The organism is Anoxybacillus tengchongensis (assembly GCF_014201585.1).
In the GTDB taxonomy this organism is placed as follows: domain Bacteria; phylum Bacillota; class Bacilli; order Bacillales; family Anoxybacillaceae; genus Anoxybacillus; species Anoxybacillus tengchongensis.
Genome location: NZ_JACHES010000005.1, coordinates 136906 through 162527 on the forward strand (window position 1 = coordinate 136906; position 25622 = coordinate 162527).

The 25622-nt window shown below is 44.4% G+C and carries 25 protein-coding genes and 1 riboswitch; all 25 genes read left to right on the forward strand.

Translation table 11 applies throughout. From position 1 onward, the window contains the following. Positions 1-54: 54 nt before the first annotated feature. The 25 genes from HNQ82_RS07400 (at position 55) to cobO (ending at position 25614) form a co-directional block, all read left to right on the forward strand. Complete coding sequence (locus HNQ82_RS07400; protein ID WP_183248473.1) at positions 55-1347, forward strand: extracellular solute-binding protein; 1293 nt, start codon at positions 55-57, stop codon at positions 1345-1347. A 111-nt stretch (positions 1348-1458) separates the two neighbouring features. After that, complete coding sequence (locus tag HNQ82_RS07405) at positions 1459-2742, forward strand: carbohydrate ABC transporter permease (RefSeq protein ID WP_183248475.1); 1284 nt, start codon at positions 1459-1461, stop codon at positions 2740-2742. A 1-nt stretch (position 2743) separates the two neighbouring features. Next, positions 2744-3586, forward strand: a complete 843-nt coding sequence (locus HNQ82_RS07410) for a sugar ABC transporter permease (RefSeq protein ID WP_183248477.1) — start codon at positions 2744-2746, stop codon at positions 3584-3586. 97 nt (positions 3587-3683) lie between these two features. After that, entirely contained in the window at positions 3684-5198 is a 1515-nt protein-coding gene (locus tag HNQ82_RS07415) for an alpha-amylase family glycosyl hydrolase (protein WP_183248479.1), read from the forward strand. 16 nt (positions 5199-5214) lie between these two features. Beyond that, the gene (locus HNQ82_RS07420) at positions 5215-7542 is read left to right on the forward strand and encodes a glycoside hydrolase family 31 protein (protein ID WP_183248481.1); all 2328 of its coding nucleotides are present in this window, start codon (positions 5215-5217) and stop codon (positions 7540-7542) included. A gap of 16 nt (positions 7543-7558) precedes the next feature. After that, entirely contained in the window at positions 7559-8593 is a 1035-nt protein-coding gene (locus tag HNQ82_RS07425) for a LacI family DNA-binding transcriptional regulator (protein ID WP_055440504.1), read from the forward strand. Between the two features lie 85 nt (positions 8594-8678). Continuing rightward, positions 8679-8860, forward strand: a riboswitch (cobalamin riboswitch). 141 nt (positions 8861-9001) lie between these two features. Next, a complete protein-coding gene (locus tag HNQ82_RS07430) occupies positions 9002-9364 on the forward strand; it encodes a (2Fe-2S) ferredoxin domain-containing protein (RefSeq protein ID WP_183248483.1) in 363 nt (120 codons plus the stop codon). Next, positions 9361-10113 carry an energy-coupling factor ABC transporter permease gene (locus tag HNQ82_RS07435; RefSeq protein ID WP_183248485.1) on the forward strand — a complete coding sequence of 251 codons (753 nt, stop codon included), beginning with the start codon at positions 9361-9363 and terminating at the stop codon, positions 10111-10113. The genes HNQ82_RS07430 and HNQ82_RS07435 overlap by 4 nt, the downstream gene beginning before the upstream one ends. Next, entirely contained in the window at positions 10110-10379 is a 270-nt protein-coding gene (locus tag HNQ82_RS07440) for an energy-coupling factor ABC transporter substrate-binding protein (protein ID WP_183248487.1), read from the forward strand. The genes HNQ82_RS07435 and HNQ82_RS07440 overlap by 4 nt, the downstream gene beginning before the upstream one ends. Beyond that, a complete protein-coding gene (locus tag HNQ82_RS07445; protein ID WP_183248489.1) occupies positions 10372-11094 on the forward strand; it encodes a CbiQ family ECF transporter T component in 723 nt (240 codons plus the stop codon). The genes HNQ82_RS07440 and HNQ82_RS07445 overlap by 8 nt, the downstream gene beginning before the upstream one ends. Continuing rightward, positions 11078-11857: an energy-coupling factor ABC transporter ATP-binding protein gene (locus HNQ82_RS07450; RefSeq protein ID WP_183248491.1), complete on the forward strand. Its 780-nt coding sequence runs from the start codon at positions 11078-11080 to the stop codon at positions 11855-11857. The genes HNQ82_RS07445 and HNQ82_RS07450 overlap by 17 nt, the downstream gene beginning before the upstream one ends. A 5-nt stretch (positions 11858-11862) precedes the next feature. Continuing rightward, entirely contained in the window at positions 11863-13389 is a 1527-nt protein-coding gene (gene cobJ / locus HNQ82_RS07455) for a precorrin-3B C(17)-methyltransferase (RefSeq protein WP_183248493.1), read from the forward strand. A gap of 5 nt (positions 13390-13394) precedes the next feature. Continuing rightward, on the forward strand, positions 13395-14216 hold the full coding sequence (locus tag HNQ82_RS07460; RefSeq protein WP_183248495.1) for a sirohydrochlorin chelatase: 822 nt from the start codon (positions 13395-13397) through the stop codon (positions 14214-14216). Positions 14217-14226: 10 nt separating this feature from the next. Beyond that, positions 14227-15003, forward strand: coding sequence for a precorrin-6A reductase (cobK, locus tag HNQ82_RS07465; RefSeq protein ID WP_183248497.1), 777 nt, complete (start codon positions 14227-14229; stop codon positions 15001-15003). Beyond that, entirely contained in the window at positions 15004-15651 is a 648-nt protein-coding gene (locus HNQ82_RS07470) for a precorrin-8X methylmutase (protein ID WP_055440511.1), read from the forward strand. 2 nt (positions 15652-15653) lie between these two features. After that, a complete protein-coding gene (locus HNQ82_RS07475) occupies positions 15654-16766 on the forward strand; it encodes a cobalt-precorrin-5B (C(1))-methyltransferase (protein ID WP_183248499.1) in 1113 nt (370 codons plus the stop codon). Next, positions 16732-17937: a precorrin-6y C5,15-methyltransferase (decarboxylating) subunit CbiE gene (gene cbiE, locus HNQ82_RS07480; protein WP_183248501.1), complete on the forward strand. Its 1206-nt coding sequence runs from the start codon at positions 16732-16734 to the stop codon at positions 17935-17937. The genes HNQ82_RS07475 and cbiE overlap by 35 nt, the downstream gene beginning before the upstream one ends. Next, complete coding sequence (cobI, locus tag HNQ82_RS07485; protein WP_183248503.1) at positions 17934-18635, forward strand: precorrin-2 C(20)-methyltransferase; 702 nt, start codon at positions 17934-17936, stop codon at positions 18633-18635. Before cbiE ends, cobI begins: the two co-directional genes overlap by 4 nt. Further along, positions 18632-19399, forward strand: coding sequence for a precorrin-4 C(11)-methyltransferase (gene cobM / locus HNQ82_RS07490; protein ID WP_183248505.1), 768 nt, complete (start codon positions 18632-18634; stop codon positions 19397-19399). Before cobI ends, cobM begins: the two co-directional genes overlap by 4 nt. 1 nt (position 19400) lies before the next feature. Further along, positions 19401-20480, forward strand: a complete 1080-nt coding sequence (locus HNQ82_RS07495; RefSeq protein ID WP_183248507.1) for a cobalt-precorrin 5A hydrolase — start codon at positions 19401-19403, stop codon at positions 20478-20480. After that, positions 20462-21835, forward strand: a complete 1374-nt coding sequence (locus tag HNQ82_RS07500; RefSeq protein WP_183248509.1) for a cobyrinic acid a,c-diamide synthase CobB — start codon at positions 20462-20464, stop codon at positions 21833-21835. Before HNQ82_RS07495 ends, HNQ82_RS07500 begins: the two co-directional genes overlap by 19 nt. Then, positions 21828-23342 (forward strand): cobyric acid synthase, encoded by a 1515-nt coding sequence (locus HNQ82_RS07505; protein ID WP_183248511.1) that lies wholly within the window; start codon positions 21828-21830, stop codon positions 23340-23342. The genes HNQ82_RS07500 and HNQ82_RS07505 overlap by 8 nt, the downstream gene beginning before the upstream one ends. After that, positions 23332-24357, forward strand: coding sequence for a nicotinate-nucleotide--dimethylbenzimidazole phosphoribosyltransferase (cobT, locus tag HNQ82_RS07510; RefSeq protein WP_183248513.1), 1026 nt, complete (start codon positions 23332-23334; stop codon positions 24355-24357). Before HNQ82_RS07505 ends, cobT begins: the two co-directional genes overlap by 11 nt. Next, entirely contained in the window at positions 24350-25099 is a 750-nt protein-coding gene (gene cobA, locus HNQ82_RS07515) for a uroporphyrinogen-III C-methyltransferase (protein ID WP_183248515.1), read from the forward strand. The genes cobT and cobA overlap by 8 nt, the downstream gene beginning before the upstream one ends. Continuing rightward, on the forward strand, positions 25093-25614 hold the full coding sequence (cobO, locus tag HNQ82_RS07520) for a cob(I)yrinic acid a,c-diamide adenosyltransferase (protein ID WP_080730293.1): 522 nt from the start codon (positions 25093-25095) through the stop codon (positions 25612-25614). The genes cobA and cobO overlap by 7 nt, the downstream gene beginning before the upstream one ends. Positions 25615-25622: the final 8 nt, after the last annotated feature.

Below are 25622 nucleotides of genomic sequence, written 5' to 3' on the forward strand. Positions count from 1 at the left end.
TTCGCAAAAATGAAAGCGTTTGTACGTATTGCTTAAAACACAGGAGGGGTCGAAATGAAAAAGACGGTATCCATTTTTTCATCGCTTGCATTACTTGCAGGTGTGATGGCAGGTTGTGGTCCACAAGATGAGGCAAAGCCGAAAGAAAATGAAAATGAGGGAAAAACAGAAGTATCAGAAGACGGCATGCCGCCAAAACCAGAAAAACTTGTCGTTTGGGAAGACGTGAAGCGCGGTGTGGCGTTAGAGCCAGCGATTAAAGCGTTCGAAGAAAAGTATGGTATTAAAGTCGAGTACAAAGAAGTGGAAATGGCGACAAAACAGCGCGATCAACTGCGTTTAGACGGCCCGGCTGGCACAGGTCCTGACGTCATTACTGTTCCACATGACCAAATCGGTCAGCTCGTTACAGAAGGACTTATTCGCGAAATTCAAGTCGATCAATCGGTATTAGATACGTTTACAGAATCTTCGATCGCAGCGCAAATGTATGATGGAAAGTTATACGGACTTCCAAAAGCGGTAGAAACTCCTGTATTCATTTATAATAAAAAATTAATGGACAAAGCGCCGGAAACGATGGATGAGTTGTATCAATTCTCTAAAGAATTTACAAAAGGCGAACAATACGGTTTCTTAGCGCTTTGGGATAACTTCTATTTTGCACACGGTGTGATCGCTGGTATGGGCGGTTACGTATTTAAAAACAATAACGGTGCGTTAGATCGCAACGACATCGGTTTAAATAATGAAGGAGCAGTCAAAGGAACAGAATATATTCAAAAATGGTATAAAGAATTGTTCCCGAAAGGTATTATCGGTGAAAACGGCGGTTCAGCTATGGACGGCTTATTCAACGAAGGAAAAGCAGCATCTGTCATGAACGGTCCGTGGGCATTCCAAGGTATGCGTGATGCAGGCATCGATATCGGTGTCGCACCAATGCCGAAATTGCCAAACGGTGAGCCTGTGAAAACATTTATGGGTGTAAAAGGATGGCACGTATCTGCGTTCTCTAAACATCCTGAATGGGCAACAAAACTAATCGAGTTTATTACAAACGAAGAAAATGCGAAAAAACGTTTCGAGTTAACGCGTGAAATTCCGCCTGTGAAGTCGCTCATTAACGATCCGTTAATCGCAGAAGATGAAGGGGCAAAAGCGGTTGCGATCCAATCTCAATACGCGATTCCAATGCCAAACATTCCTGAAATGGCAGAAGTATGGGGACCAATGGCGACAGCACTTCAACTTGTGGCAAACCAAAAAGCGGAGCCAAAACAAGCGCTTGATGAAGCTGTAAAAACAATTAAAACGAACATTGAAACAAACCATCCAAGCAAGTAAGAAATAAGCGGTACCTCTCTTGTAGAGGTACTGCTTCAACTTTCTTTTATTTGTTTAGTTATTCACATTCAAGTGCGCTCCTCGCCATTGTTTAGAAAGGAGACAAAATCAATGGAAACACCAATGTATCAATCGAACCATCGGAAAATTGCCCTCGGTTTATCACTTATTCCGGGATTTGGACAACTGTATAATCGTCAATACGTGAAAGGTATCTCATTTTTTATTTTAGCTGCTTCGTTTTTTATCGTTTTTAAAGATTTATTAAATATGGGATGGTGGGGAATCTTTACGCTCGGTGAAGTTGTCGGACGTGACCATTCCATTTTCTTGCTTGTTGAAGGGATTTTAGCGGTTATTATTTCGGTATTTGGACTTGGGTTTTATGCGTTTAATTTGCGCGACGCCTATAAAAATGGGCAAAAGCGCGATTTAGGGTTGAAAATTAGCTCGTTGCGTGAGCAATATCGCGCGCTCGTGGACAACGGCTTTCCATATTTAATGATTTCACCAGGTTTCATTTTACTTGTGTTTGTCGTCATTTTTCCGATTATTTTCGTCGTGTTATTGGCGTTTACAAACTATGATTTGTATCATTCTCCGCCAGCAAAACTTGTTGATTGGGTTGGATTTCAAAATTTTATTGACTTAGTGAAGCTCGATCTTTGGCGGAAAACGTTTATTAATGTACTTGCTTGGACGATCGTTTGGACGTTTGGGGCAACAACGTTACAAATTGCGCTCGGTATTTTCCTAGCCATTATCGTGAACCAAAAAGATTTAAAAGGAAAAGCGATCATTCGGACGATTTTCATTTTACCGTGGGCCGTTCCAGCGTTTGTAACGATTCTCGTTTTCTCAGGTATGTTTAACGAATCGTTCGGTGTGATTAATAAAACGATTTTAGCATCGCTCGGCATCGGGCCGATTGAATGGATGACAGATCCGTTTTGGACGAAAGTAGCACTTATCCTCATTCAAACGTGGCTCGGCTTCCCGTTCGTCTTTGCCATGACAACAGGGGTATTGCAAGCGATTCCGAACGAATTGTATGAAGCGGCGACAGTCGATGGCGCTTCAAGTTGGCAAAAGTTTACGAAAATTACACTTCCGCTCGTGTTGTATGCGACAGCGCCAATTTTAATTACGCAATATACGTTTAACTTCAACAACTTTAACATCATTTACTTGTTTAATGGTGGCGGCCCTGCGGTATCTGGGCAAAATGCAGGTGCGACAGACATTTTAATTTCGTGGATTTATCGTTTAACGATGACGTCTGCGCAATATTCGAAAGCAGCAGCGATTACGTTATTGCTTTCTCTCGTTGTCGTATCTGTGGCATTATGGCAGTTTAGAAGAACAAAATCATTTAAAGAAGAGGATATGATGTAATATGGATATGAAAAGACAAAAACTCATTCGGTTGACGTTGTCGTATGCAGTCATTATAGCGATGACGATCATTATCGTCTATCCGCTTCTTTGGGTCGTTGGCTCGTCATTTAACCCGGGGCAAAGCTTATCAGGGTCGAAAATGATTCCAGATAACGCCACGCTTGCCCATTATAAGAAGTTGTTTGATACATCGCAAAGCGATTATCTCACTTGGTATTGGAACTCGTTAAAAATTTCGACGTTAACGATGATTTTTTCCGTCATTTTAGTTAGTTTAACAGCATATTCGTTTTCGCGTTATCGGTTTATTGGACGCCAAAATGGGTTGATGACGTTTTTAATTTTGCAAATGATCCCAAACTTTGCAGCACTCATTGCGATTTTCATTTTGGCACTTTTAACGGGATTAGTCGATACGCATTTAGGGTTAATTCTTGTATACGTCGGCGGTGCCATTCCGATGAATACGTGGCTGATGAAAGGATATTTAGATACGATTCCGAAAGAGCTCGATGAATCAGCGAAAATTGACGGAGCAGGGCATTTGCGTATTTTCTTTCAAATTGTTTTACCGCTTGCGAAACCGATTATCGCGGTTGTGGCGCTCTTTACGTTTATCGCGCCGTTTGGAGATTTCATTTTAGCGAGCGTGCTACTTCGCAGTAAAGAAAAATATACGCTTGCGGTCGGATTGTACGATTTAGTCGCAAAACAATTTGGTAGTGAATTTACAACGTTTGCGGCAGGATCCGTTTTAATTGCGGTGCCGATCGCTATTCTCTTCCTTTCATTCCAAAAGTATTTCGTCTCTGGCTTAACGGCAGGTGGAACAAAAGGGTGAGAAACGGAAGGAAAGAATCGCTTAGGTTCTTTCCTTTCTTACTATTTCGAGATATATTATCATAAGAAGCTTTGGAATGAATGGAGAGTGAAATGAAATGAAACGTGTATTTCGCGCGCTACTTATTTTTGTTTTGTTGTTGTCCGTAACGACGCCAGCGAGTGCGAAAACGGAGCGAACGTGGCAAGATGAACGCGTGTATTTTATTATGGTCGACCGTTTTAATAACGGCAATCCGAAAAATGACTATGAAGTGAACGTACATGACCCGAAAGCGTATCATGGCGGTGATTTGCAAGGAATTATTGACAAGCTTGACTACATAAAAGAGATGGGTTTTACAGCGATTTGGCTGACCCCGATTTTTGCGAATGAAAAAGGCGGGTATCACGGTTATTGGATTGAAGACTTTTACAAAGTGGAAGAACATTTCGGCACGCTCGATGATTTTAAACGGCTTGTAAAAGAAGCGCATAAGCGCGATATGAAAGTCATTTTAGATTTTGTCGTCAATCATACAGGATACAATCATCCGTGGCTAAACGATCCAGCGAAAAAAGATTGGTTTCATGAGAAAAAAGACATTTTCAATTGGGCGAATCAACAAGAAGTCGAAAACGGCTGGCTATTTGGTCTCCCCGATTTAGCACAAGAAAATCCGGAAGTGAAAGCGTATTTATTGGATGTCGCGAAATGGTGGATTCAAGAAACGGACATCGACGGCTATCGTTTAGATACGGTCAAACATGTGCCAAAGTGGTTTTGGGACGAATTTTCTAAAGAAGTGAAATCGGTGAAACAAGACTTTTTCCTTCTCGGTGAAGTGTGGCATGACGATCCACGCTACGTTGCGGAATATGGGAAGCATGGGATTGATGCATTAATTGATTTTCCGTTTTATAAGGAAGCGTCTGCTATTTTTTCAAACGTCGATCAATCGCTTGAACCGCTTTACAACGTATGGAAGCGAAACGAGGCGTTTTATGAACGTCCGTATTTGCTTGGCACGTTTTTAGATAATCATGATACTGTTCGTTTTACACGATTAGCATTGCAAAATCGCATTAATCCGGTGACGCGTTTAAAGCTTGGATTGACGTATTTGTTTTCAGCACCAGGCATTCCGATTATGTACTATGGAACAGAAATAGCCCTTGATGGCGGGGAAGATCCAGACAACCGTCGTTTAATGAACTTCCGTACCGATAAAGAGCTCATTGACTATGTGACAAAGCTCGGTGAATTGCGCGAGAAGCTTCCGTCGCTTCGCCGAGGTGATTTTGAGTTGCTTTATGAAAAAGACGGCATGGCGCTCTTTAAACGAACGTACGAAAACGAAACAACGGTCATTGCGATTAATAACACGTCAAAAACGCAAAAAGTGACGCTCGATGACGAACTGGAACAAGGAAAGGAATTGCGCGGGTTGCTTGCAGGCGATTTAGTGCGCAGCAAAGACGGCAAGTACGACATCATTTTAGATCGCGAAACGGCGGAAATTTACGTGCTTGCGCCAAAAACGGGATTAAACATTCCGTTTATCGCGGCACTTGTTGCGGTATATACGGCATTTGGACTGTTTTTATACTTCGCGAAAAAACGAAAAGCATGATGATGGGGGAGAGAACATGCTAGAGGATACGAGTTTTGCGATTCGACCGATCGATCAAGCGGACGAAAAAGAAGTGTGGCAACCGATTGGAGATGTGCAAAAAATTGAAGGTAAAAAACAAATATTTGCATTGACGTGCGACGAAGCAGTTGTTAATATTCATTTTTATCGTGGCGATATCGTTCGGGTGACGATCGATCCGTTCGATGGGAAGTACGATTCGGTTAGCCCAGCGGTCATCGCAACGCCAGAAAAAGTAGACGTGCACGTTCGTGAAGGAGAAGATGGCTGGGAGTTGCAGACAAAACGATTAACGGTCGTCATCGAGCGAAGCCCGTTTCGGTTAGCGATATACGACAATGAAGGAACGCTGCTTGTGCGCGATGAACAACCTGTATGTTTTCAAGCAAAAGGGCGTATGCGCTGTGCACACGCGCTCACCCCGACCGATGTCGTATATGGATTAGGAGAAAAAACAGGTGTGTTAAATAAGCGCGGTGCAGTATGGACGATGTGGAATACGGATGTGTACGCGCCGCACAATTTAGAAACAGACCCGTTATATCAGTCGCATCCGTACATGATGGTGTTAAAAAACGGGCATGCGCACGGCATTTTTTTCGATCATACGTACAAAACAACGTTTGATTTACGCCATGAATTGTTTTATACGTTTACATCAGATGGTGGGGCGCTTAATTATTATGTGTTTGCTGGGCCACATCCGAAAGATGTGTTAGCGCAATATACGCATCTTGTTGGACGCATGCCGCTGCCACCGAAATGGGCGCTCGGGTATCATCAATCGCGTTATAGTTATGAAACAGAGCAGGAAGTGCGTGAACTTATCGATACGTTTCGGGCGAAACATATTCCGCTTGATGCGGTATATTTAGACATTCATTATATGGATGAATATCGTGTTTTTACGTTTGATCAAAAACGGTTTCCACATCCGAAATCGTTGATTCAATATGCAAAGGAACAAGGGGTTCATATCGTGCCGATTGTTGATCCGGGCGTGAAAGTTGACGCGGAGTATGATACGTATCGTGATGGAGTGCAAAAAGATTATTTTTGTAAATATGCTGACGGAACGTTGTACAAAGGAGACGTTTGGCCGGGGACGAGCGTGTTTCCAGACTTTTTAAAGAAAAAAGTGCGCAAATGGTGGGGCGAGCAGCATACGTTTTATACGGACATCGGCATTGAAGGTATTTGGAACGATATGAATGAGCCATCGGTATTTAACGAGACAAAAACGATGGATGAACAAGTCGTCCATGACGGATGGAAAACGCATCGCCAAGTGCATAACGTATACGGGATGATGATGACAGAGGCGACGTATCACGCATTGAAAAAGCAACTGAAAGGAAAACGCCCGTTTGTGTTGACGCGCGCAGGATTTGCCGGTATTCATCGCTACGCAGCTGTATGGACAGGCGATAATCGTAGCTTTTGGGAGCACCTTGAGCTGTCGATACCAATGTGCTTAAACTTAGGATTATCCGCAGTGGCGTTTTGCGGGGCAGATGTCGGTGGGTTTGCACATGATGCGAATGGAGAACTGCTCGTTCGATGGACGCAAGTTGGGGCATTTTTCCCGTATTTTCGCAATCATTGTGCGATTGGTTTTGCTCGGCAAGAACCGTGGGCATTTGGGGAAACATACGAACAAATCGTAAAACGATATATTGAATTGCGATACGAATGGTTGCCACATTTATATTCGTTATGCTTTGAAGCGTATCAAACAGGTGTGCCGATGATGCGCCCGCTTATGATGGAATATCCGAACGATCGCGAAACGTGGAACGTCTCGGATCAATTCATGGTTGGCGATCAAGTGATGATCGCACCAATGATACGTCCATATACAGCGCATCGCATCGTTTATTTCCCAGAAGGACGTTGGATTGATTATTGGACAAAAGAAGTGTTTGAAGGCAGTCGGCGGTATATCGTGGAAGCTCCGCTTGATCGTTTGCCGATATATGTAAAAGAAGGGGCGATGATTGCTCACGCCGATGTGAAGCTATCGACGGCTATGGCTGATGAACAAATGACATTGTACGTGTATACAATGAAAGAAGGAACATCGACATACACGCTTTATGATGATGACGGAACAACGTTTGCGTATGAAAAAGGGGAATATATCCGCATGCATATTCGAGCGACGTTTGTTGATCATACCGTTCATTTTGACGTAAAAACAGATGGGACGTACCAACCAACATGGCAATTGCATGTCGCGTTTGTTGGGGACGTGCCGACAACGATTGTTGTCAATGGGGAACAACGAGTCATCGACGAAGCGACAAACACGTTTGTTTTGTAAGAGATGGGGGATTTTTATGACAGTAACGATTAAAGATGTAGCGAAGCGAGCAAATGTGGCGCCATCGACTGTTTCCCGCGTCATCGCAGATAGCCCGCGCATTAGTGAGAAAACGAAGAAAAAAGTGCGTGAGGCGATGAAAGAGCTTGGCTATCATCCGAATTTTATCGCGCGCAGTTTAGCAAATAAGTCGACGCAAGTGATCGGGCTCGTTATGCCAAGTTCAGCAGATAAAGCGTTTCAAAACCCGTTTTTCCCAGAAGTTATCCGTGGCATTAGCAAAGCGGTGCATGATCGGCAATATGCATTGCAGTTATCGACAGGGGAAACGGAAGCGGAAATTTACGATGGCGTTGTGCATATGGTGCAAGGAAAGCGCGTTGATGGTGTAATTTTGCTGTATTCGCGTGCGAACGATAAAATTATGGCTTATTTACAAAAAGAAGATGTGCCGTTTGTTGTCATTGGAAAACCGCATAAAAAAGCAGAGGAAATTACGCACGTTGATAACGATAACGTGCGTGCGGCGCGCGAAGCGACAGAATATTTAATTGAACTTGGTCATGAGCGCATCGCGTTTGTCGGTGGAAACGTCAATCTCATTGTGACGATGGATCGTTTGCGCGGTTATGAAAAAGCGTTAAAATCTGCAGGGCTTGTATACAGAAAAGATTACATTGTGCATGAAGAATTTTTAAAAGAAGGCGGACAAGAGGCGATGAAAGAGTTGCTTTCACTTGCTGAGCCGCCAACCGCACTCGTCGTGGCGGACGATTTAATGGCGCTCGGTGTGTTAAATACGCTCGCTGAAATGGGATTAAGCGTGCCGGGAGATGTATCGATCGTCAGTTTTAACAACGTACTTTTATCGGAAATTTCTCGTCCACCGCTTACATCGGTAGACATTCATATTTTTCAACTTGGCTTTGAAGCGGCAAGAAATTTAATTCAACAAATCGAAAACCCGAATGAGCCAATTAAACGAATCATCATCCCACATACGATTGTGAAACGATTTTCGTGCGATTACTACAAAGCGCCTTCTGAATAAGAAGGTGCTTTTTTATAAAACAGGCTAGGCGAGAAGAAAAAAATGGTGTATCATATTCTTAACATTCGTGCTCTTTGAAAAACAATATACGATGAAGCAAGTACGGTGCATACGTCCGTATGCTTAAAAGGGAAGAACGGTGCAAAGCCGTCGCGGTACCCGCCACTGTGATGGGGAGTTTCGTTGCAATATGCCACTGATTTTTGGGGAAGGCGCAACGAGATGATGAACCTAAGCCAGGAGACCTGCCTGCTTGCGATACGTCGGCTGCCTACGGGAATATAGGTAGACGTGCGGGGACGATGAAAAATAAACAACAATTGTGAAAGTTTTATTGTTTGAATCTTTCGTTTTTTCTGCACCTCTACCTAGAGGTGCTTTTTTATTTTTAAAAAAGGAGCGACATATATGGCGACATGGGATTTACAAGGAACGAAACATCATGTGTTGATTTGTAACGGAGGGAGTTGTATGCGAAAAGGTGGAGAGGAGGTGACGCAAGCGATTCGTGATGAAATTGACAGGCTACAATTACATGAGTACGTTCATACAACGCGGACACGATGTAACGGTCGCTGTGAAGATGCGTGCGTCGTTATCGTTTATCCTGAAGGAATTTGGTATCGTGCCGTTGATGAGCAGATCGGAAAGGACATCGTACGAAAACATGTACGCGATGGTGAAATGTTGCATGAATATGTGACGTACACATACGATGAAGGCTTTGTCATGCCTAAATATAGCGTTGCGACAAGGGGGAAGAAAAAGTGAAGAAACCGTTGTTTTGGATTGTTAGTATGTGCGCTACGGTCTATATTTTATTTGCACTTTCACCTTCCGCATATGCGATGCACATTATGGAAGGGTTCTTACCTTGGCAATGGGCGCTCATTTGGTGGTTGCTATTTTTACCGTTTTTCTTTATTGGTTTACGTACAATGACGCGTCTGATGAAACAAAAGCCGGAGGTGAAATTACTCCTTGCACTCGCTACAGCGTTTACATTTGTTTTGTCGGCATTAAAAATTCCATCTGTCACAGGCAGTAGTTCGCATCCGACAGGGACGGGGTTCGGGGCGCTTTTATTCGGACCGTTTGTTATGACGGTCATCGGTACAGCAGTATTATTGTTTCAAGCGTTTTTGCTTGCGCATGGTGGATTGACAACGCTTGGGGCGAATGCATTTTCGATGGCTGTCGTTGGTCCATTCGTTGCGTACGGCTTGTTCGTTTTATGTAAAAAGTGTGGAATATCGTTGCGTATGTCCGTCTTTTTAGCGGCGATGATGGCTGATTTGGCGACATACGTCATGACGTCGTTTCAACTCGCCCTAGCATTTCCAGATGTAACGAGTGGCGTATGGGGCGCATTTTTAAAATTCGCTTCAATTTTTGCGGTGACACAAGTACCACTTGCGATTACGGAAGGACTCTTTACTGTTGTCGTATGGAACTTTTTGCATACGTACTCGGAGCGAGAGTTAGATGTGTTAGAGGAGAGGGGAGTGTTTTTTAAATGAGCAATCGTATATTGTTGTTCATTGCCGCATTGTTGATCGTGTTGCCGCTATTTATTGTGAAAAATACGGAGTTTGCTGGAGCGGATACGCTTGCGGAAAAAATGATTCAACAAATCTCACCACATTATGAACCTTGGTTTGATGTCGTATTTGAACCACCGAGTGGAGAAGTAGAGACGTTATTATTTTCTTTACAAGCTGCGCTTGGTGCTGGGGTAATCGGCTACATCATCGGTTTATACAAGGGAAGAAAAAGAAATGGTTAGTTGGCTTGATCAATGGGCGTATCGGAATCGCCTTTCGAAATTAAATGCTACATTTAAGCTAATATTTGCGCTTATTTTGCTCATATGGGCGCTTCTTGGGACGAATGTTGTCCGCTTAATCATTATCGTTTGGTTGCTCGTTTGGTTGCTTGGATATGCACGTTTGCCTTCGAGTGTTTGTTTACGCGTTTGTATGCTCATATCGCTCGTTATTCTCGGAAGTAGCATACCGCTTCTTTTTTCATTTGATGGCGCAATTCACTTCATAAGTGAAAGCTTTTCATATGTAAGTACAGTTTTTTTACGGGCGTTTACAAGTTCGCTTGTTCTCTTTTTCCTTGCAGCAACAACACCATTTTTTCGTATTGCTCACGCATTAAGCAAATGGCACGTTCCTAAAGCATTTATTGAACTGTTGTTGTTGACGTATCGTTTTATTTTTATAGTAGAAAAAACAGCAAAAGAACTGTTTGTTACGGTGCAAATAAAACGTGGGGAGCGGGATTGGCGCTTTGCTTCACTAGCTGTTGCACAGTTGTTACGTCAAACATTACATCATTATGAGGCGATGATGATTGCACAACAGGCGCGCAACGTTTCTTTTGCTGTTCCAATGTGTGCAGATGAACAGTTGCCAAGAAGGTATGTCATCGAAGCGTTTATTGGAATTGTTGTTCTATTTATTTTGGAGGGCTTATATGCTACGGTTTCATAATGTTCATTATACGTATCGGAACGGCGCATACGTGTTAAAAGGAGTATCACTTACAATTGAACGAGGAAAAAAATATGCGCTCATCGGAAAAAACGGTTGTGGGAAAACGACGTGGTTGCTTCATGCAAACGGTATTTACCGACCGACCAAAGGGGATGTGTATTGGGAAGGAGAGAAAGTAGCAGATCGTCAGCAATGGCGAGATTTGCGAAAGCATGTTGGTGTCGTTTTTCAAAACCCAGAACATCAATTTTTAGCACCGATGATTGAGGAAGAACTAGCGCTTAGTTTAGAAGGAAATCACGAGCAAATGGCACAAATTATGAAACAATTTTCGCTTGAGAAGTGGCGCGATATACCGATACATCATTTAAGTCTTGGACAAAAAAAATGGTTATCGCTTGCGGTGGCGATGGCGCCCAAGCCTCATTTACTTATTGTCGATGAACCATCTGCTTATTTAGATGTTTCGCAGAGCGAGCGCTTAGTCATGAAACTAAATGAGCTGCATAAAGAGGGTACAACGCCCGTTGTCATTACGCACGATCTTGATTTCGTTTGGCAATGGGCGGATGAAGTGTTTGTTATGCATGATGGTCGCATCGTTTTGCATGGAACACCGGCCTTTGTATTTACAAAAACGAACATATTTTATGAGCTTGGTTTGCCGCTTCCACTTCTTTTACGCATATGGCTGAAGGAAAACAAGATGTGTACAGAACAGCAATTGTTTGAATGGATTGAACGATGGAAAAGGGAGTGAAAAGGATGGCTGGAAAATTGTTTGTTGTCGGCTTTGGTCCGGGAAGTGTCGATCATATGACAAAGCGAGCTCGCGAGGCGATTGAAGAAAGCGATGTTATTGTCGGCTATAAAACGTATGTCGATTTAGTCATGGATCTCATCGATGGAAAAGAAGTCATTAGCACGGGAATGACAGAAGAAGTGAGCCGGGCTCAAGAGGCGATTAAACAGGCGGAACGTGGTAAAAAAGTGGCTGTCATATCAAGTGGAGATGCAGGGTTGTACGGTATGGCGGGGCTCATTTACGAAGTGTTAATTGAAAAAGGATGGGAAAAAGAAACAGGCATTGAAGTGGAGATTATTCCGGGTATTTCAGCCATTCATTCTTGCGCCGCTTTATTAGGGGCACCCATTATGCACGATTCATGCACGATTAGTTTAAGCGACCATTTAACGCCATGGAACGTCATTGCAAAAAGAATAGAAGCAGCTGCCGCAGCGGATTTCGTTATTGCGCTATACAATCCGAAGAGCGGTCGCCGTACGCAACAAATTGTCGAGGCGCAGCGTATTTTATTAACATACCGTTCACCAGACACGCCCGTTGGTCTTGTGAAAAGTGCGTACCGCGAGCGGCAACATATTGTATTAACGAGTTTAGGGGAAATGTTAGAGCATGACATCGGCATGTTAACGACGGTCATTATCGGAAATTCTTCCACGTTCGTTCATGACGGTCTGATGATTACCCCTCGTGGCTATGAGCGAAAATATAAGCTATCAAGCGCTGTCCAACCGTTAAAACTGCACGAGCGATTGCGACCAGAAGCGGAACCATGGGCGTTAACGAACATGCGCTCATTAGCGGAAGAAGCGTATGAAAAAGTGGCTGCTCCAAAGAAACAAACAACGGAACGGTTGGAAGTAGCAGTTAGTCCGGGAGTGGTAAATAAAACATTTACGCCAAAGCAAATGATGGATCTCGCTCGCATCGTCGGCGAGCAAGGGATGATTACGTATACGGCGGATCATTATTTAAAAGTAACGGTGGAAACAGAACGACCAGACGACATCGTCCGTGAACTTTTAGAAGCAGGTTTAACGGTTGCACCAACGGGAAATGTGTGTGTTATAAAAGCGTGTGACTTTTGTGAGGGAGAAAAAAAAGATGCGATTCCTTATGTCGAGCAACTGCATAAACAATTTGGCGGCATGGATTTGCCAAAAGAACTGCGCCTTGGATTTAACGGGTGTGGCATGGCATGTTACGGGGCTGTCCATGAAGATATCGGAATTGTTTATCGTAAAGGGGCGTTTGATTTATTTTTAGGTGGGAAAACAGTAGGAAGAAATGCACATCCTGGACAGCTTGTCGCCGAAGGCATTCGTCCAGATGACATTGTGGAAACGATCGCTCGTATTATTGTGCAATATAAAGAAGAAGGATATGCAAACGAGCGATTTCATAAGTTTTTTGAGCGAAAAAAAGAGGTCGGTGGCTTTGCTTATGGACAAACGATCAAAGCAGAGCCTGCGGCATGTGGGGAGTGATGAAAATGAAAGCTGTTTTATTTGTTGGACATGGAAGTCGAGATGAAGAAGGAAACGAACAAGTACGTCAGTTTGTTCAAACCATTTGTCCACAAATTGATGAGACGTTTTATGTGCATACATGTTTTTTAGAATTTGGTGTTCCATCAGTCATTGATGGCATTGCCCATTGTGTAGAACAAGGGGCAACAGATGTTATTGTCATTCCAATCATTTTACTTCCAGCTGGACATTCCAAGCTGCACATACCGGCAGCGATTGACGAGGCGAAAGAGCGCTATCCACACGTTTCATTTACGTATGGGCGACCACTTGGTATTCATAATGATACGTTTACGATTTTAAACGACCGACTGCAAGAAGCAGGAGTTGTTACGGATGAGCAAACAGCAATCATTTTGCTTGGACGCGGAGGAAGCGACCCCGATGCGAATAGCGATTTATATAAAATTGCTCGCTTATTTTGGGAGCGAAATAAACAGGCGATCGTTGAACCTGCGTTTATGGGTGTCACAAATCCGTCATTAGATGAGGCTGTCGTAAGATGTGTTAAGCTCGGAGCAAAAAAAATCGTTGTTTTACCTTACTTTTTATTTACAGGCGTGCTTATTAAGCGATTAGAAAAGAAAGTTTCTGAGTTTCAAAGCATGTATCCGCATATGTCATTTGTATTGGCGCATTATTTTGGCTTTCATCCGTCGCTACAAACGATTGTGCTTGATCGGTTACAAGAAGTGCTTAGTCATTCGGTTCATATGAATTGTGATACGTGCCAATATCGGCTTCATATGGCTGAACATCACCACCACCATCATCATGATCATTGAGGTGAGATGAATGATTATTATGTTGTCGGGAACGAGCGATGCAAGGCAATTAGCGTTAGCCATTCGTGACGCAGGGTATGACGTATTGGCTACAGTTGTCACCGAACACGCCGCAGAACAAATGTCATATGTCGGATTGCGTGCGCATATCGGACGTTTAAACGCGCATGAAATGGTTGAGATCATAAAACAACATAAAGCGAAAGCGATCGTTGATGCGAGCCATCCATTTGCAGAAGAAGCGTCGCAACAAGCGATGCAAGCAGCAGAGGAAGCGAACGTTCCGTATATCCGCTATGAACGAAAAGAAAGCGTCATTATGTATGATCGCGTTACATTCGTCGATAGCTACGAAGCGGCAGCAGAGTACGCAGCGAAAAAAAGAGGGGTCATCATGCTTACGACAGGAAGCAAAACGTTGCATATTTTTGCAGAAAAGTTGCTCCCGCTTCCTGATGTTCGTCTCATTGCACGTATGTTGCCACGGAAAGACAATATGGAAAAGTGCGAACAATTACGCTTTCCGCAAGAAAATATTATTGCGATGCAAGGACCGTTTACGAAGCAACTAGATATGGCTTTGATGAAACATTTTGGTGTGACGCTCCTTGTAACGAAAGAAAGCGGACGAGTGGGATTTGTCGATGAAAAAATTGCAGCAGCGCAACAACTTGGCATTGAAACGGTTGTCATCCGCCGTCCGAAACTTTCTTATCCCGTCGTTTATCATGAGTTTTCTGACGTCATTCGTGCGTTGGAAGAAATGAAAGAGAAAGGAGAAAAATAAATGGATTTTCGAACAACGTTTCGCCCATTAACTGTTCAGCCAGAACAAATTGAACAAAAAAGCTTTCAAATCATTGATGATGAGATAGGAGAGCACTCATTTGCTGAACAGCAATACGCTATCGTTCAACGCGTCATTCATGCAAGCGCCGATTTTGAGTTAGGAAAGAGTCTTTTATTTCATCCTCGTGCGATTGAAGCGGGCATTTCAGCGATTCGCGCGGGAAAAAAAGTCGTTGCTGATGTACAAATGGTACAAGTTGGAATAAACAAAGCACGTCTTGAAAAATATGGTGGGAGTGTGCACGTGTATATTTCTGATGATGATGTCATGAAAGAAGCGAAGCGATTAAACACGACGCGTGCGATTGTTGCGATGCGCAAAGCGGTGAAAGAAGCGGACGGAGGCATTTTTGCCATTGGCAATGCACCAACCGCTTTGCTTGAATTAATTCGATTAGTGAAAGAAGGAGAGGCACGCCCAGGTTTAATTATCGGTCTCCCTGTCGGCTTTGTCTCAGCAGCGGAATCGAAAGAAGAGTTAGCGAAACTGGATATTCCATTTATTACGAACATCGGAAGAAAAGGAGGGAGTACGGTGACAGTGGCCGCGTTAAATGCCTTGTCTATTTTAGCGGAGCGAGGATAAGTATGGAAAAGGGAAAATTACGTGAGGGGTATACGACCGGGGCATGTGCAACGGCTGCGACAAAAGCGGCGTTATGTGCGCTTATTACCGGCATCAAACAAACAGAAGCGACAATTATGTTGCCGATCGGGCGGGAAGTCACTTTCCCGATCGTTTCTTGTGAAATGGAGAAAGATCGAGCGAGTGCGACCGTGGTGAAAGATGGGGGGGACGACCCTGATGTGACGCACGGTGCTTCCATTGTTGCGACAGTTAGCTGGATCGACGAAGGCATTCTTATTGATGGAGGAGAAGGGGTCGGTAGAGTAACAAAGCCCGGACTTCCCGTTCCAGTTGGCGAAGCGGCCATTAATCCGGTACCACGGCAAATGATGACCGATGTTGTTCACGAGTTGCTTACGGAATACGGTGTGAAGCGTGGGGTACGCATTGTTATTTCCGTACCGAACGGAGAAGAAATTGCGAAGAAAACGTTAAATGGTCGTCTCGGCATTATTGGCGGCATTTCTATTTTAGGCACCCGCGGCATCGTCGTCCCGTTTTCGACATCTGCTTATCGAGCAAGTATTGTGCGTGCGCTTGAAGTTGCCGTCGCGTGTGGTTGTGACCATGTGGTTATTACTACAGGAGGACGAAGTGAAAAATATGCGATGATGCAATATAGCCATCTTCCAGAAGAAGCGTTTATTGAGATGGGAGATTTCGTCGGTTTTACGCTGAAACAATGTAAGCGTCTCGGTATGAAAACTATATCGCTCGTTGGGATGATGGGGAAATTTTCAAAAGTCGCTCAAGGAGTAATGATGGTGCACTCGAAAAGTGCTCCTGTCGATTTTCATTTTTTAGCAGATGTTGCGAAGCAAGCAGGTGCTCCGCCACCTCTCATTGAAGCGGTGAAACAAGCGAATACAGCGTCACAAGTTGGAGATATGATGTACGCAGCAGGATATATGTCGTTTTTCGATTTGTTATGTGATTATTGTTGTCAACATGCGTTGCGGGAAGTGCATGGTGGAATGGTCATTGAAACGACGCTTTATACGTTAAAAGGACAACGGTTAGGAAGGGCGGTGCGAAACGATGGAGCGAATGAAATTAATCGGAATTGGAGCTGATGGGACAGATTCTCTTCCTTCCCTGTATGAACGATGGATTCATGAGAGCGAGCGGCTCGTGGGCGGAGAAAGGCAGCTGTCTTTTTTTCCTCACTACAAAGGGGAAAAAATTGTTATTCGAAGCAACTTATCATCACTTTTTGAAACGCTTGTAAACGAGCCGAAAAAAACGGTCGTTTTAGCATCAGGTGATCCGTTATTTTACGGAATCGGTAGTTATTTAGCGAAAAAAGTTCCGATTGAAGTATATCCCTCTATCAGTTCACTCCAATGGGCGTTTGCGAAAATAGGGGAAAGTTGGCATGATGCGTACGTTGTTAGTTTACATGGACGTTCGATGAAAGGGTTTGCTCAGCGTATAGATGGAAAAGAAAAAGTAGCTATTTTAACAGATGAAACGAACGATCCGCGTGCGATTGCTTCATATCTTTTAGAATATGGAATGACGGAATATGAGGCGTTTGTTGGCGAAAATCTTGGTGGGGAGAACGAGCGTTGTCGCTTTTTTACATTAGAGGATATGATGCATACATCGTTTTCCCCATTAAATATCGTCGTTTTACGACGTGTAAATAAAGAACCGAGCTGGACGTTTGGTATAGAGGATGAAGAGTTTTTTCAGAGAAAACCAGAAAAAGGGCTCATTACGAAAAAAGAAGTGCGTGTATTAAGCTTGCAAGCACTTCGCCTCCATGAAAAAAGTGTCGTATGGGACATTGGTACGTGCACAGGATCGGTCGCTATTGAAGCGGCGAAAATCGCTCGGGAAGGAGCGGTATTTGCTGTTGAGAAAAACGCGTTAGATATTGAAATATGTCGGAAAAATATGAAAAAATTCCGCACAGACTTTACACTCGTGCACGGTCGAGCGCCAGAACATTTAGAGCAGTTTCCTGATCCAGATGCCGTCTTTATTGGGGGGACATCAGGAAGTTTACGGGATATTATTGCAGTTTGTTGCACGCGGTTAAAACAAGGGGGACGCATCGTCATCAATGCGGTCACAATCGAAACGTTATATGAAGCGACAGATGCGTTACGTCATCACGGTTACGATGTCGATATTTTGCTCGCTCAGTTTTCACGAAGCAAGCCAATTTTACAATTGACACGGTTTGATGCATTAAACCCGATATATATTATTTCAGCACGAAAGGGGGAAAGCAAGTGATCGGTACGTTATATGGCATTGGTGTCGGACCGGGCGATCCAGAACTATTGACAGTCAAAGCATTTCGGCGATTGAAAGAAGCGCACGTGATTGCTTATCCAAAAAAGACGAATGGCAGTAAAAGTTATGCGCAACAAATTGTTGATGCGTACTTTTCTTCAGCGGAAAAAGAGATGCTTGGTCTCGTTTTTCCAATGACGAAAGACGAAAATGTATTGCGTGAAAAATGGAATGAAACAGTCGAAACGGTATGGACTTATTTGCGTGAGGGGAAACATGTGGCGTTTGTGACAGAAGGCGATCCACTTTTATATAGCACATTTATTCATTTTATGCGCACGATGCAAATAAAATATCCAGACGTGTCAATTGAAATTGTTCCCGGCATTTCATCTATAAATGGCGCAGCAGCACGCCTGCAGTTGCCGCTAGCGGACGGCGATGAAACGATCGCTATCGTTCCCGCACGCGATGATTATGATGCGATGAAAAAAGCGATTCAAGAGCACGAGTGCGTCGTATTTTTAAAAGTAGCAAAAGTCATGCCACTCCTTCTCTCTCTTTTAAAAGAGATGAATTTGGTGAAGCAAGCGGCAGTCGTGACAAAAGTGACGTCTCATGAAGAGGTCATATGGGACATTGAGCAATTAGAACATGTGTCGTTGCCATATTTAACGTTAATGGTGGTGAGAAAGTGAAAATATATATTGTTGGAGCTGGTCCGGGAGCGAGCGATTTAATTACAGTCAGAGGAATGAAGTTGTTGCAGCGAGCGGATGCCATTTTTTATACGGATTCGCTTGTCAATGATGAATTGCTTACATATGCAAAAAAAGACGCGCGCATTTTTCGGACATCGGGCATGCATTTAAAGCAAATTGTCTCACTTATGTGTGAAGAAGTGAGAAGCGGGAAGATGGTCGTTCGTCTTCATACAGGTGATCCATCAATTTATGGAGCAACGATGGAACAAATCGTACTTTTGAAAAAAGAAGGCATTGACGTCGAAATTGTTCCGGGAGTTAGTTCTGTATTCGCTGCTGCCGCTGCGGCGCAAATGGAGTTGACCGTACCTAATTTGACGCAAACGGTTATTTTAACACGTGCGGAAGGAAGAACACCGGTTCCAGAAAAGGAGAAGCTCACTTTGCTCGCTGAACATCATTGTACGATTGCTCTTTTTTTAAGTGCAACGTTAACAAAAAAAGTGACAGCTGCATTTCTTGAAGCTGGCTGGAGTGAGCATACCCCTGTCGTTGTTGTATATAAAGCGACGTGGCCGGACGAAAAAGTCGTGCGTTCGACTGTTGGTACGCTTCATGAAGATATGCAGCGCCATGGCATTCGACAACATGCACTTATTTTAGCAGGTTGGGCCCTTTCTAACGAACTTGATGAATCATGTCGTTCTAAATTGTACGATGAAACATTTACACACGGCTATCGTAAAGGAGAGAAGTAAAATGTATGCCGTTGTAGCGATTACGAAACATGGGGTAGAAATCGCAAGAAAACTGTATGACCAACTTCCGCATGCGCACATTTATTACACTGATAAATTTGCAAAAGGCGACGAAGCGAAAAAAGGCATTCATTTATTTTCGGGAAACGTTCGCTTTCTGTTGGCGGAATTGTTTTCCGCATATCGCGGGCTCATTCTTATCATTTCACTCGGTGCTGTTGTGCGCATGATTGCTCCGCTATTAAAAGATAAAAAAACAGATCCTGCCGTTGTAGTGATTGATGATAAAGCAGAACATGTCATTAGTGTATTATCTGGTCATTTAGGAGGAGCCAATGAGCTGACAAGAAAAGTGGCGAATTTGCTTGACGCTCGTCCGGTCATTACGACAGCATCCGATGTACAGCGAACGATTGCGGTTGATTTATTCGGTCGCTCGTTCGGGTGGGAATGGGAAAATGAAAACAATTTGACGCCTGTGAGCGCTGCGGTTGTTAATGAGCAACATGTTGCGATTGTACAAGAATCAGGAGAGCGCAATTGGTGGACGTATGATACGCCGATTCCATCAAACATTCGGCAGTATGCTTCGGTTGCCGAAGCGCTTGAAGCGGAGCCGGATGCGGCGCTCGTTGTGACGCATCGCTTGCTTGAAAAAGAAGAAGAAGACATTTTACAAAACGGGGTGTTGTATCGTCCGAAAGTGATTGTCATCGGCATCGGATGCAATCGCGGAACGAGTGCAGAAGAGATTGAACGAGTGATTTGCGATACGTTGCAGCAGCTCCGCTTCTCTATGAAAAGCGTGAAAGCATTATGCACAATTGATTTAAAAAAGGACGAGGAAGGTTTATTAGCTGTCGCAAATAAATATAACTGGCCGCTTATTTTTTACACGGCAGAACAATTAAACGCTGTCCCGATCGACGAACCGTCTGAAACAGTGTTTCGTTATGTAGGGGCATACGGCGTCAGCGAACCTGCCGCGAAGCGATATAGCGGACAACAACAACTTGTTTTAACGAAGAAAAAAAGCGGTAACGTGACGATTTCCGTTGCGCTATGGGAGGGAGAGCGGTGAGAAGAATTGTCGTGGCGGGAACGGGAAGTGGTGTTGGGAAAACAACGGTGACGCTCGGATTAATGAGCGCATTTAAACAAAAAGGATATGTTGTTCAAGGATTTAAATGTGGACCAGATTACATTGATCCAACGTATCATACCGCCGTGACGGGGAGACGTTCGCGCAATTTAGATAGTTGGATGGGGAATGAAAACGTTGTGCGCGACGTATGCAAAAGAGGAAGCGAAGGAGCGGATCTTTCCATTATTGAAGGGGTTATGGGGCTATTTGATGGAAAGTGGGCGACAACAAATGAAGGATCGACTGCGGAAATTAGCATCATGACCGAAAGCCCTGTCTTATTAGTCGTTGATTGTTCAGGAATGGCGCGTAGCGCCGCAGCGATTGTACGCGGCTTTCAATCGTTTCATGAGCGCGTTCGAATCGTTGGCGTCATTGCGAATCGGGTCGGAAGCGAAGGGCATTTTCGGCTTGTGAAAGAAGCGATTGAACAACAATGTCACATTCCTGTCGTCGGCTATTTGCAAAAAGAGAGCGATGTAACGATTCCAGAGCGCCATTTAGGTCTTGTTCCATCTGTCGAACGAGGAGAACTTCAGCCGTTTTTTGATGAGCTTGGCAAGCGAACGTCTAAAACGGTTGATTTGGATGCAATATGGGAATTGGCGGAGGCGAATGATCTATCAAGCGCGCCTTTTTTTAAACCGAAGCAAACGTATGACGTGCGTATTGCCATCGCGAAAGATGCCGCATTTCATTTTTACTACGAAGAAAATTTGGAGATGCTTCAGGCGTATGGAGCGACGCTCGTGTACTTTTCACCGCTTGCCGGCGAACGTGTACCAGATGACGTTGACGGTTTGTACATTGGAGGGGGATTTCCAGAGGAATTTGCCGCGGAACTGGCGCGTCATGAAGAAGTAAAACAGTCGATTGTCGAAGTGATTGAAAGTGGTTTGCCGACGCTTGCGGAGTGCGGGGGATTTATGTATTTAACAGAAGGGATCGTGACGACAGCTGGGCAATATTACGAAATGGTCGGCGTCATTCCTGGGCATGTGCGCATGCAACGAACGCTTGCGGCGCTCGGCTATCGCGAAGTGATGGGAGCAGAAGGAAACTTTTTGTTTGAACAAGATCGAGCGAAAGGGCACGAATTTCATTATTCAACATTTATTCCGAGAACGGAAGGGAAGTTTGCGTATGAAGCAAAAGGGTTGCGCGGATGCAAAAAAGATGGTTATATGGACAAACGCCTCGTCGCTGGTTACGTTCATTTTTATTTTCCATCCAACCCTTCGATTGTTGAACGATGGCTGAAAACGTGTGAAGAGGTGAAGTGCGATGCGTAAGGCGCTTCCGATTATGTTTCAAGGAACACATTCGGATGCTGGAAAAAGTGTCATTGCGACCGCTTTTTGCCGCATTTTTGCACGAAACGGCTGGAAGACGGCACCGTTTAAATCACAAAATATGTCGCTCAATTCATATGTGACAGTCGATGGAAAAGAAATCGGGCGCGCGCAAGGGGTACAAGCGGAAGCGGCAGGTGTGTTGGCAACGACGCATATGAACCCGATTTTAATTAAGCCGAGCCGCGATCAAGAAGCGCAAATTGTCGTGCATGGAAAACCGTATGCAAATATGAAAGCGACCGCTTATCGCAACGAGTTTTTTAATATCGGTCTTGAGCTCGTTCGACAGTCGCTCGACACATTGATGCAACAATACGATCGTCTTGTCATTGAAGGAGCTGGCAGCCCAGCGGAAGTAAATTTAAACGATCGCGAGCTCGTGAATATGCGCGTGGCGCGTATGGCGAATGCGCCTGTCGTGCTTGTTGGCGATATTGAGCGCGGTGGAGTGTTTGCGAGTTTAGTTGGCACGTTGCAGCTATTAGAGGAAAAAGACCGCAAGCGTGTCATCGGGGTCATTATTAATAAATTTCGCGGCGATGCTTCGCTTCTTCAGCCTGGATTGCGTTGGTTTGAACAATATACAGGTGTGCCGGTGCTCGGTGTTGTGCCGTACGTGCCGATGCGAATCGATGCTGAAGATTCGGTCGTGCTTTCCCGGTATGCGACAAAAAAAGACGATACGAAAGCGATTGATGTTGCGGTCATTCAATATCCGCGCCTGTCGAACTTTACAGACGTCGATCCGTTTTTTGCTGAACCGGATTGTTCGGTGCGGTTTGTGACCGATGTGTCGGTATTAGGAGAGCCCGATATACTTATTTTGCCCGGAAGTAAAAATACGATTGAAGACGTTCAATTTTTAAGAGAAACAGGGTTGTTTTCTGACATCCAGCGTTTGTATGAGCGAACGGATGTGACGATCATCGGCATTTGCGGCGGCTATCAAATGCTTGGTGAGCGCATCAAAGATCCGTTTCATGTCGAAACACCGCTCGATGATATAGATGGATTAAGTTTGTTGCCGGTGGCAACGACGCTTTCGTGTGAAAAAACGACGGTGTTATGCGAAGGAAGATTAACCTATAAAAACAAAACGTTTCATGTAAAAGGATATGAAATTCATATGGGACGTTCGATCGTGAAACACGGTGAGCCACTTATTTTGCTCAACGGAAAAACAGATGGGTGTAAAACGAAAGATGAGCGCGTGATCGGAACGTATATGCACGATTTGTTTCATAACGATGCGTTTCGTCATTACTTGTTAAATGATATGCGGTGCAAAAAACAGCTTCCACCACTAGTGGAGCGACCGCTTTATCGGCAATTACGTGAGCAAGCATTCGATGATCTGGCAAATTGCATTGAAACACATGTCGATGTAAAAGCGATTGAACAAAAAATGATCGCATTTCAAGGGGGAGAGGATCATGCTTTATAAACAAATCGGGGAAGAAGTGCGCAACTATATTGATCAACTAACAAAGCCGCGTGGCAGTCTCGGACGGCTTGAGGAACTAGCGATCGAGGTTGCGAAAATGACAGGGGAACGTTTTCCGCGCGTGACACCGCCGGGCGTGCTCGTCTTTGCAGCCGATCACGGCATCGCAAAAGAAGGGGTGTCTGCTTATCCGCAAGAAGTAACGGCGCAAATGGTGCTTAATTTTGCACGTGGCGGAGCCGCGATTAACGTATTTAGTAAACAAATTGACGCCACGTTTGCAGTTGTCGATGTTGGTGTGGCGGTTGATATTCATGAAGAAAGCGTCATCAATGAAAAAGTGGCGTACGGAACGAACAATTTTGCGTACGAAAAAGCGATGACGAAAGAAGACGCAGAGCGAGCAGTGCAAGTCGGATATCGGCAAGGAAACCGAATGATTGACAGCGGTATTCGTTGTTTGATCGTTGGGGAAATGGGAATCGGAAATACGACAACTGCAAGTGCATTGTTAGCGGCAATGAGCGGTCGCCACGTTGCAGAGCTTGTCGGGAAAGGAACAGGCATTCATAATGAGGCGGTGAAACATAAACGGGCAGTCATTGAACGAGCACTTATGCTTCATCAGCCGAAAGCGTCTGATCCGATTGATTTATTGACAAAAATCGGCGGACTTGAAATTGCAGCGATGGCAGGGGCGATGATTGCAGCGGCGGAGCGGCGCATTCCAATTTTGCTTGACGGTTTTATTTGTACCGTTGCCGCACTTGTTGCGACACGTTTTGATGAAGACGTCGTTCATTATATGATTGCTAGTCATGAGTCTGTGGAGCCAGGGCATCGCATCGCCCTTCAGTTGTTAAACAAAGAGCCGCTCGTTCGTTTACATATGCGCCTTGGCGAAGGAAGCGGAGCAGCGGTCGCCTTTCCGATTGTCAATATGGCAATGGCGATGCTTCGTATGGCGACATTTTCGTCAGCTAACGTATCAACTGGGAGCGATCATCATGAATAAAGGAAAAGTATACATTGTTGGTGCAGGTCCTGGTGATCCGAAGCTGATTACTTTATATGGACGGGAGTGTATCGAAAAGGCGGACGTTATTATTTACGATCGGCTCGTCAATACGCAGTTGTTAACTTATGCGAAAGAAGAAACAGAGTTTTTATATTGTGGCAAAGAGCCAAAAAAGCACGGAAACATTCAACAACAAATTCACAAATGGCTTGTGGAATATGCAATGAAAGGAAAAACGGTCGTTCGGTTAAAAGGTGGTGATCCGTTTATGTTCGGTCGCGGCGGCGAAGAAGCAGAATATTTACGAGCACATGGCATTCCGTATGAAATCGTGCCGGGTGTGACAGCTGGTGTGGCAGCGCCAGCATATGCGGGCATTCCGGTGACGCATCGCAACTATGCGGGTGGAGTCACGTTTATTGCGGGACACCAAAGCGGGGAACGTGATCGCATTCGCTGGGATGCGCTCAGTCATGCGACGGATACAATTGTATTTTATATGGGGATGGGAAATATCGGTTACATTTGTGAACAGCTGCAACGTCATGGAAAAGATGGCCATACACCTGTCGCAGTAATTGAATGGGCAACGACAAATAAGCAGCGGACGGTCGTTGGCACGTTACAAACGATTGTTGACATCGTACAAGAGAAAAAACTTTCTTCTCCTGCCATTATTGTCGTCGGGGATGTTGTGAAGCTGCATGATCGGTTAAAGTGGGTGGAAGAAACGTGGTGATTGTTTATACGGGAGACGGAAAAGGGAAAACGACTGCAGCAGTCGGTCTTGCTGTTCGCGCGGCAGGACATGGAAAAAAAGTGATTGTCATTCAATTCATTAAGTCGCCGCACCGTCCATATGGTGAGGCGAAAGTATTACAGCAGCTCGGCATTGGCGTGCATCAAACAGGTGTAGGATTTACATGGACGAAAACGCCGACCGAGCATCGCGAAGCGTTACAAAAAGGGTGGGCGCTCGCGAAAGAACGTGTGCTGTCAGGAGAGTACGATATCGTTATTTTAGATGAGCTAAACGTCGCGTTAGCGATTACATCGTTTCCGATTGATGATGTTTTGCCACTTCAAGATGTTGTGCATACGTTGCTGAATAAGCCAGCGCATACGCATGTTGTCGTGACAGGAAGAGGTGCAAAAGAGGACATCATTCAACTTGCTGATTTAGTGACGGAAATGAAAGAAGTGAAACATTACTATCATCAAGGCGTTCAAGCGATGAAAGGGATTGATTTATAAAGAATGGA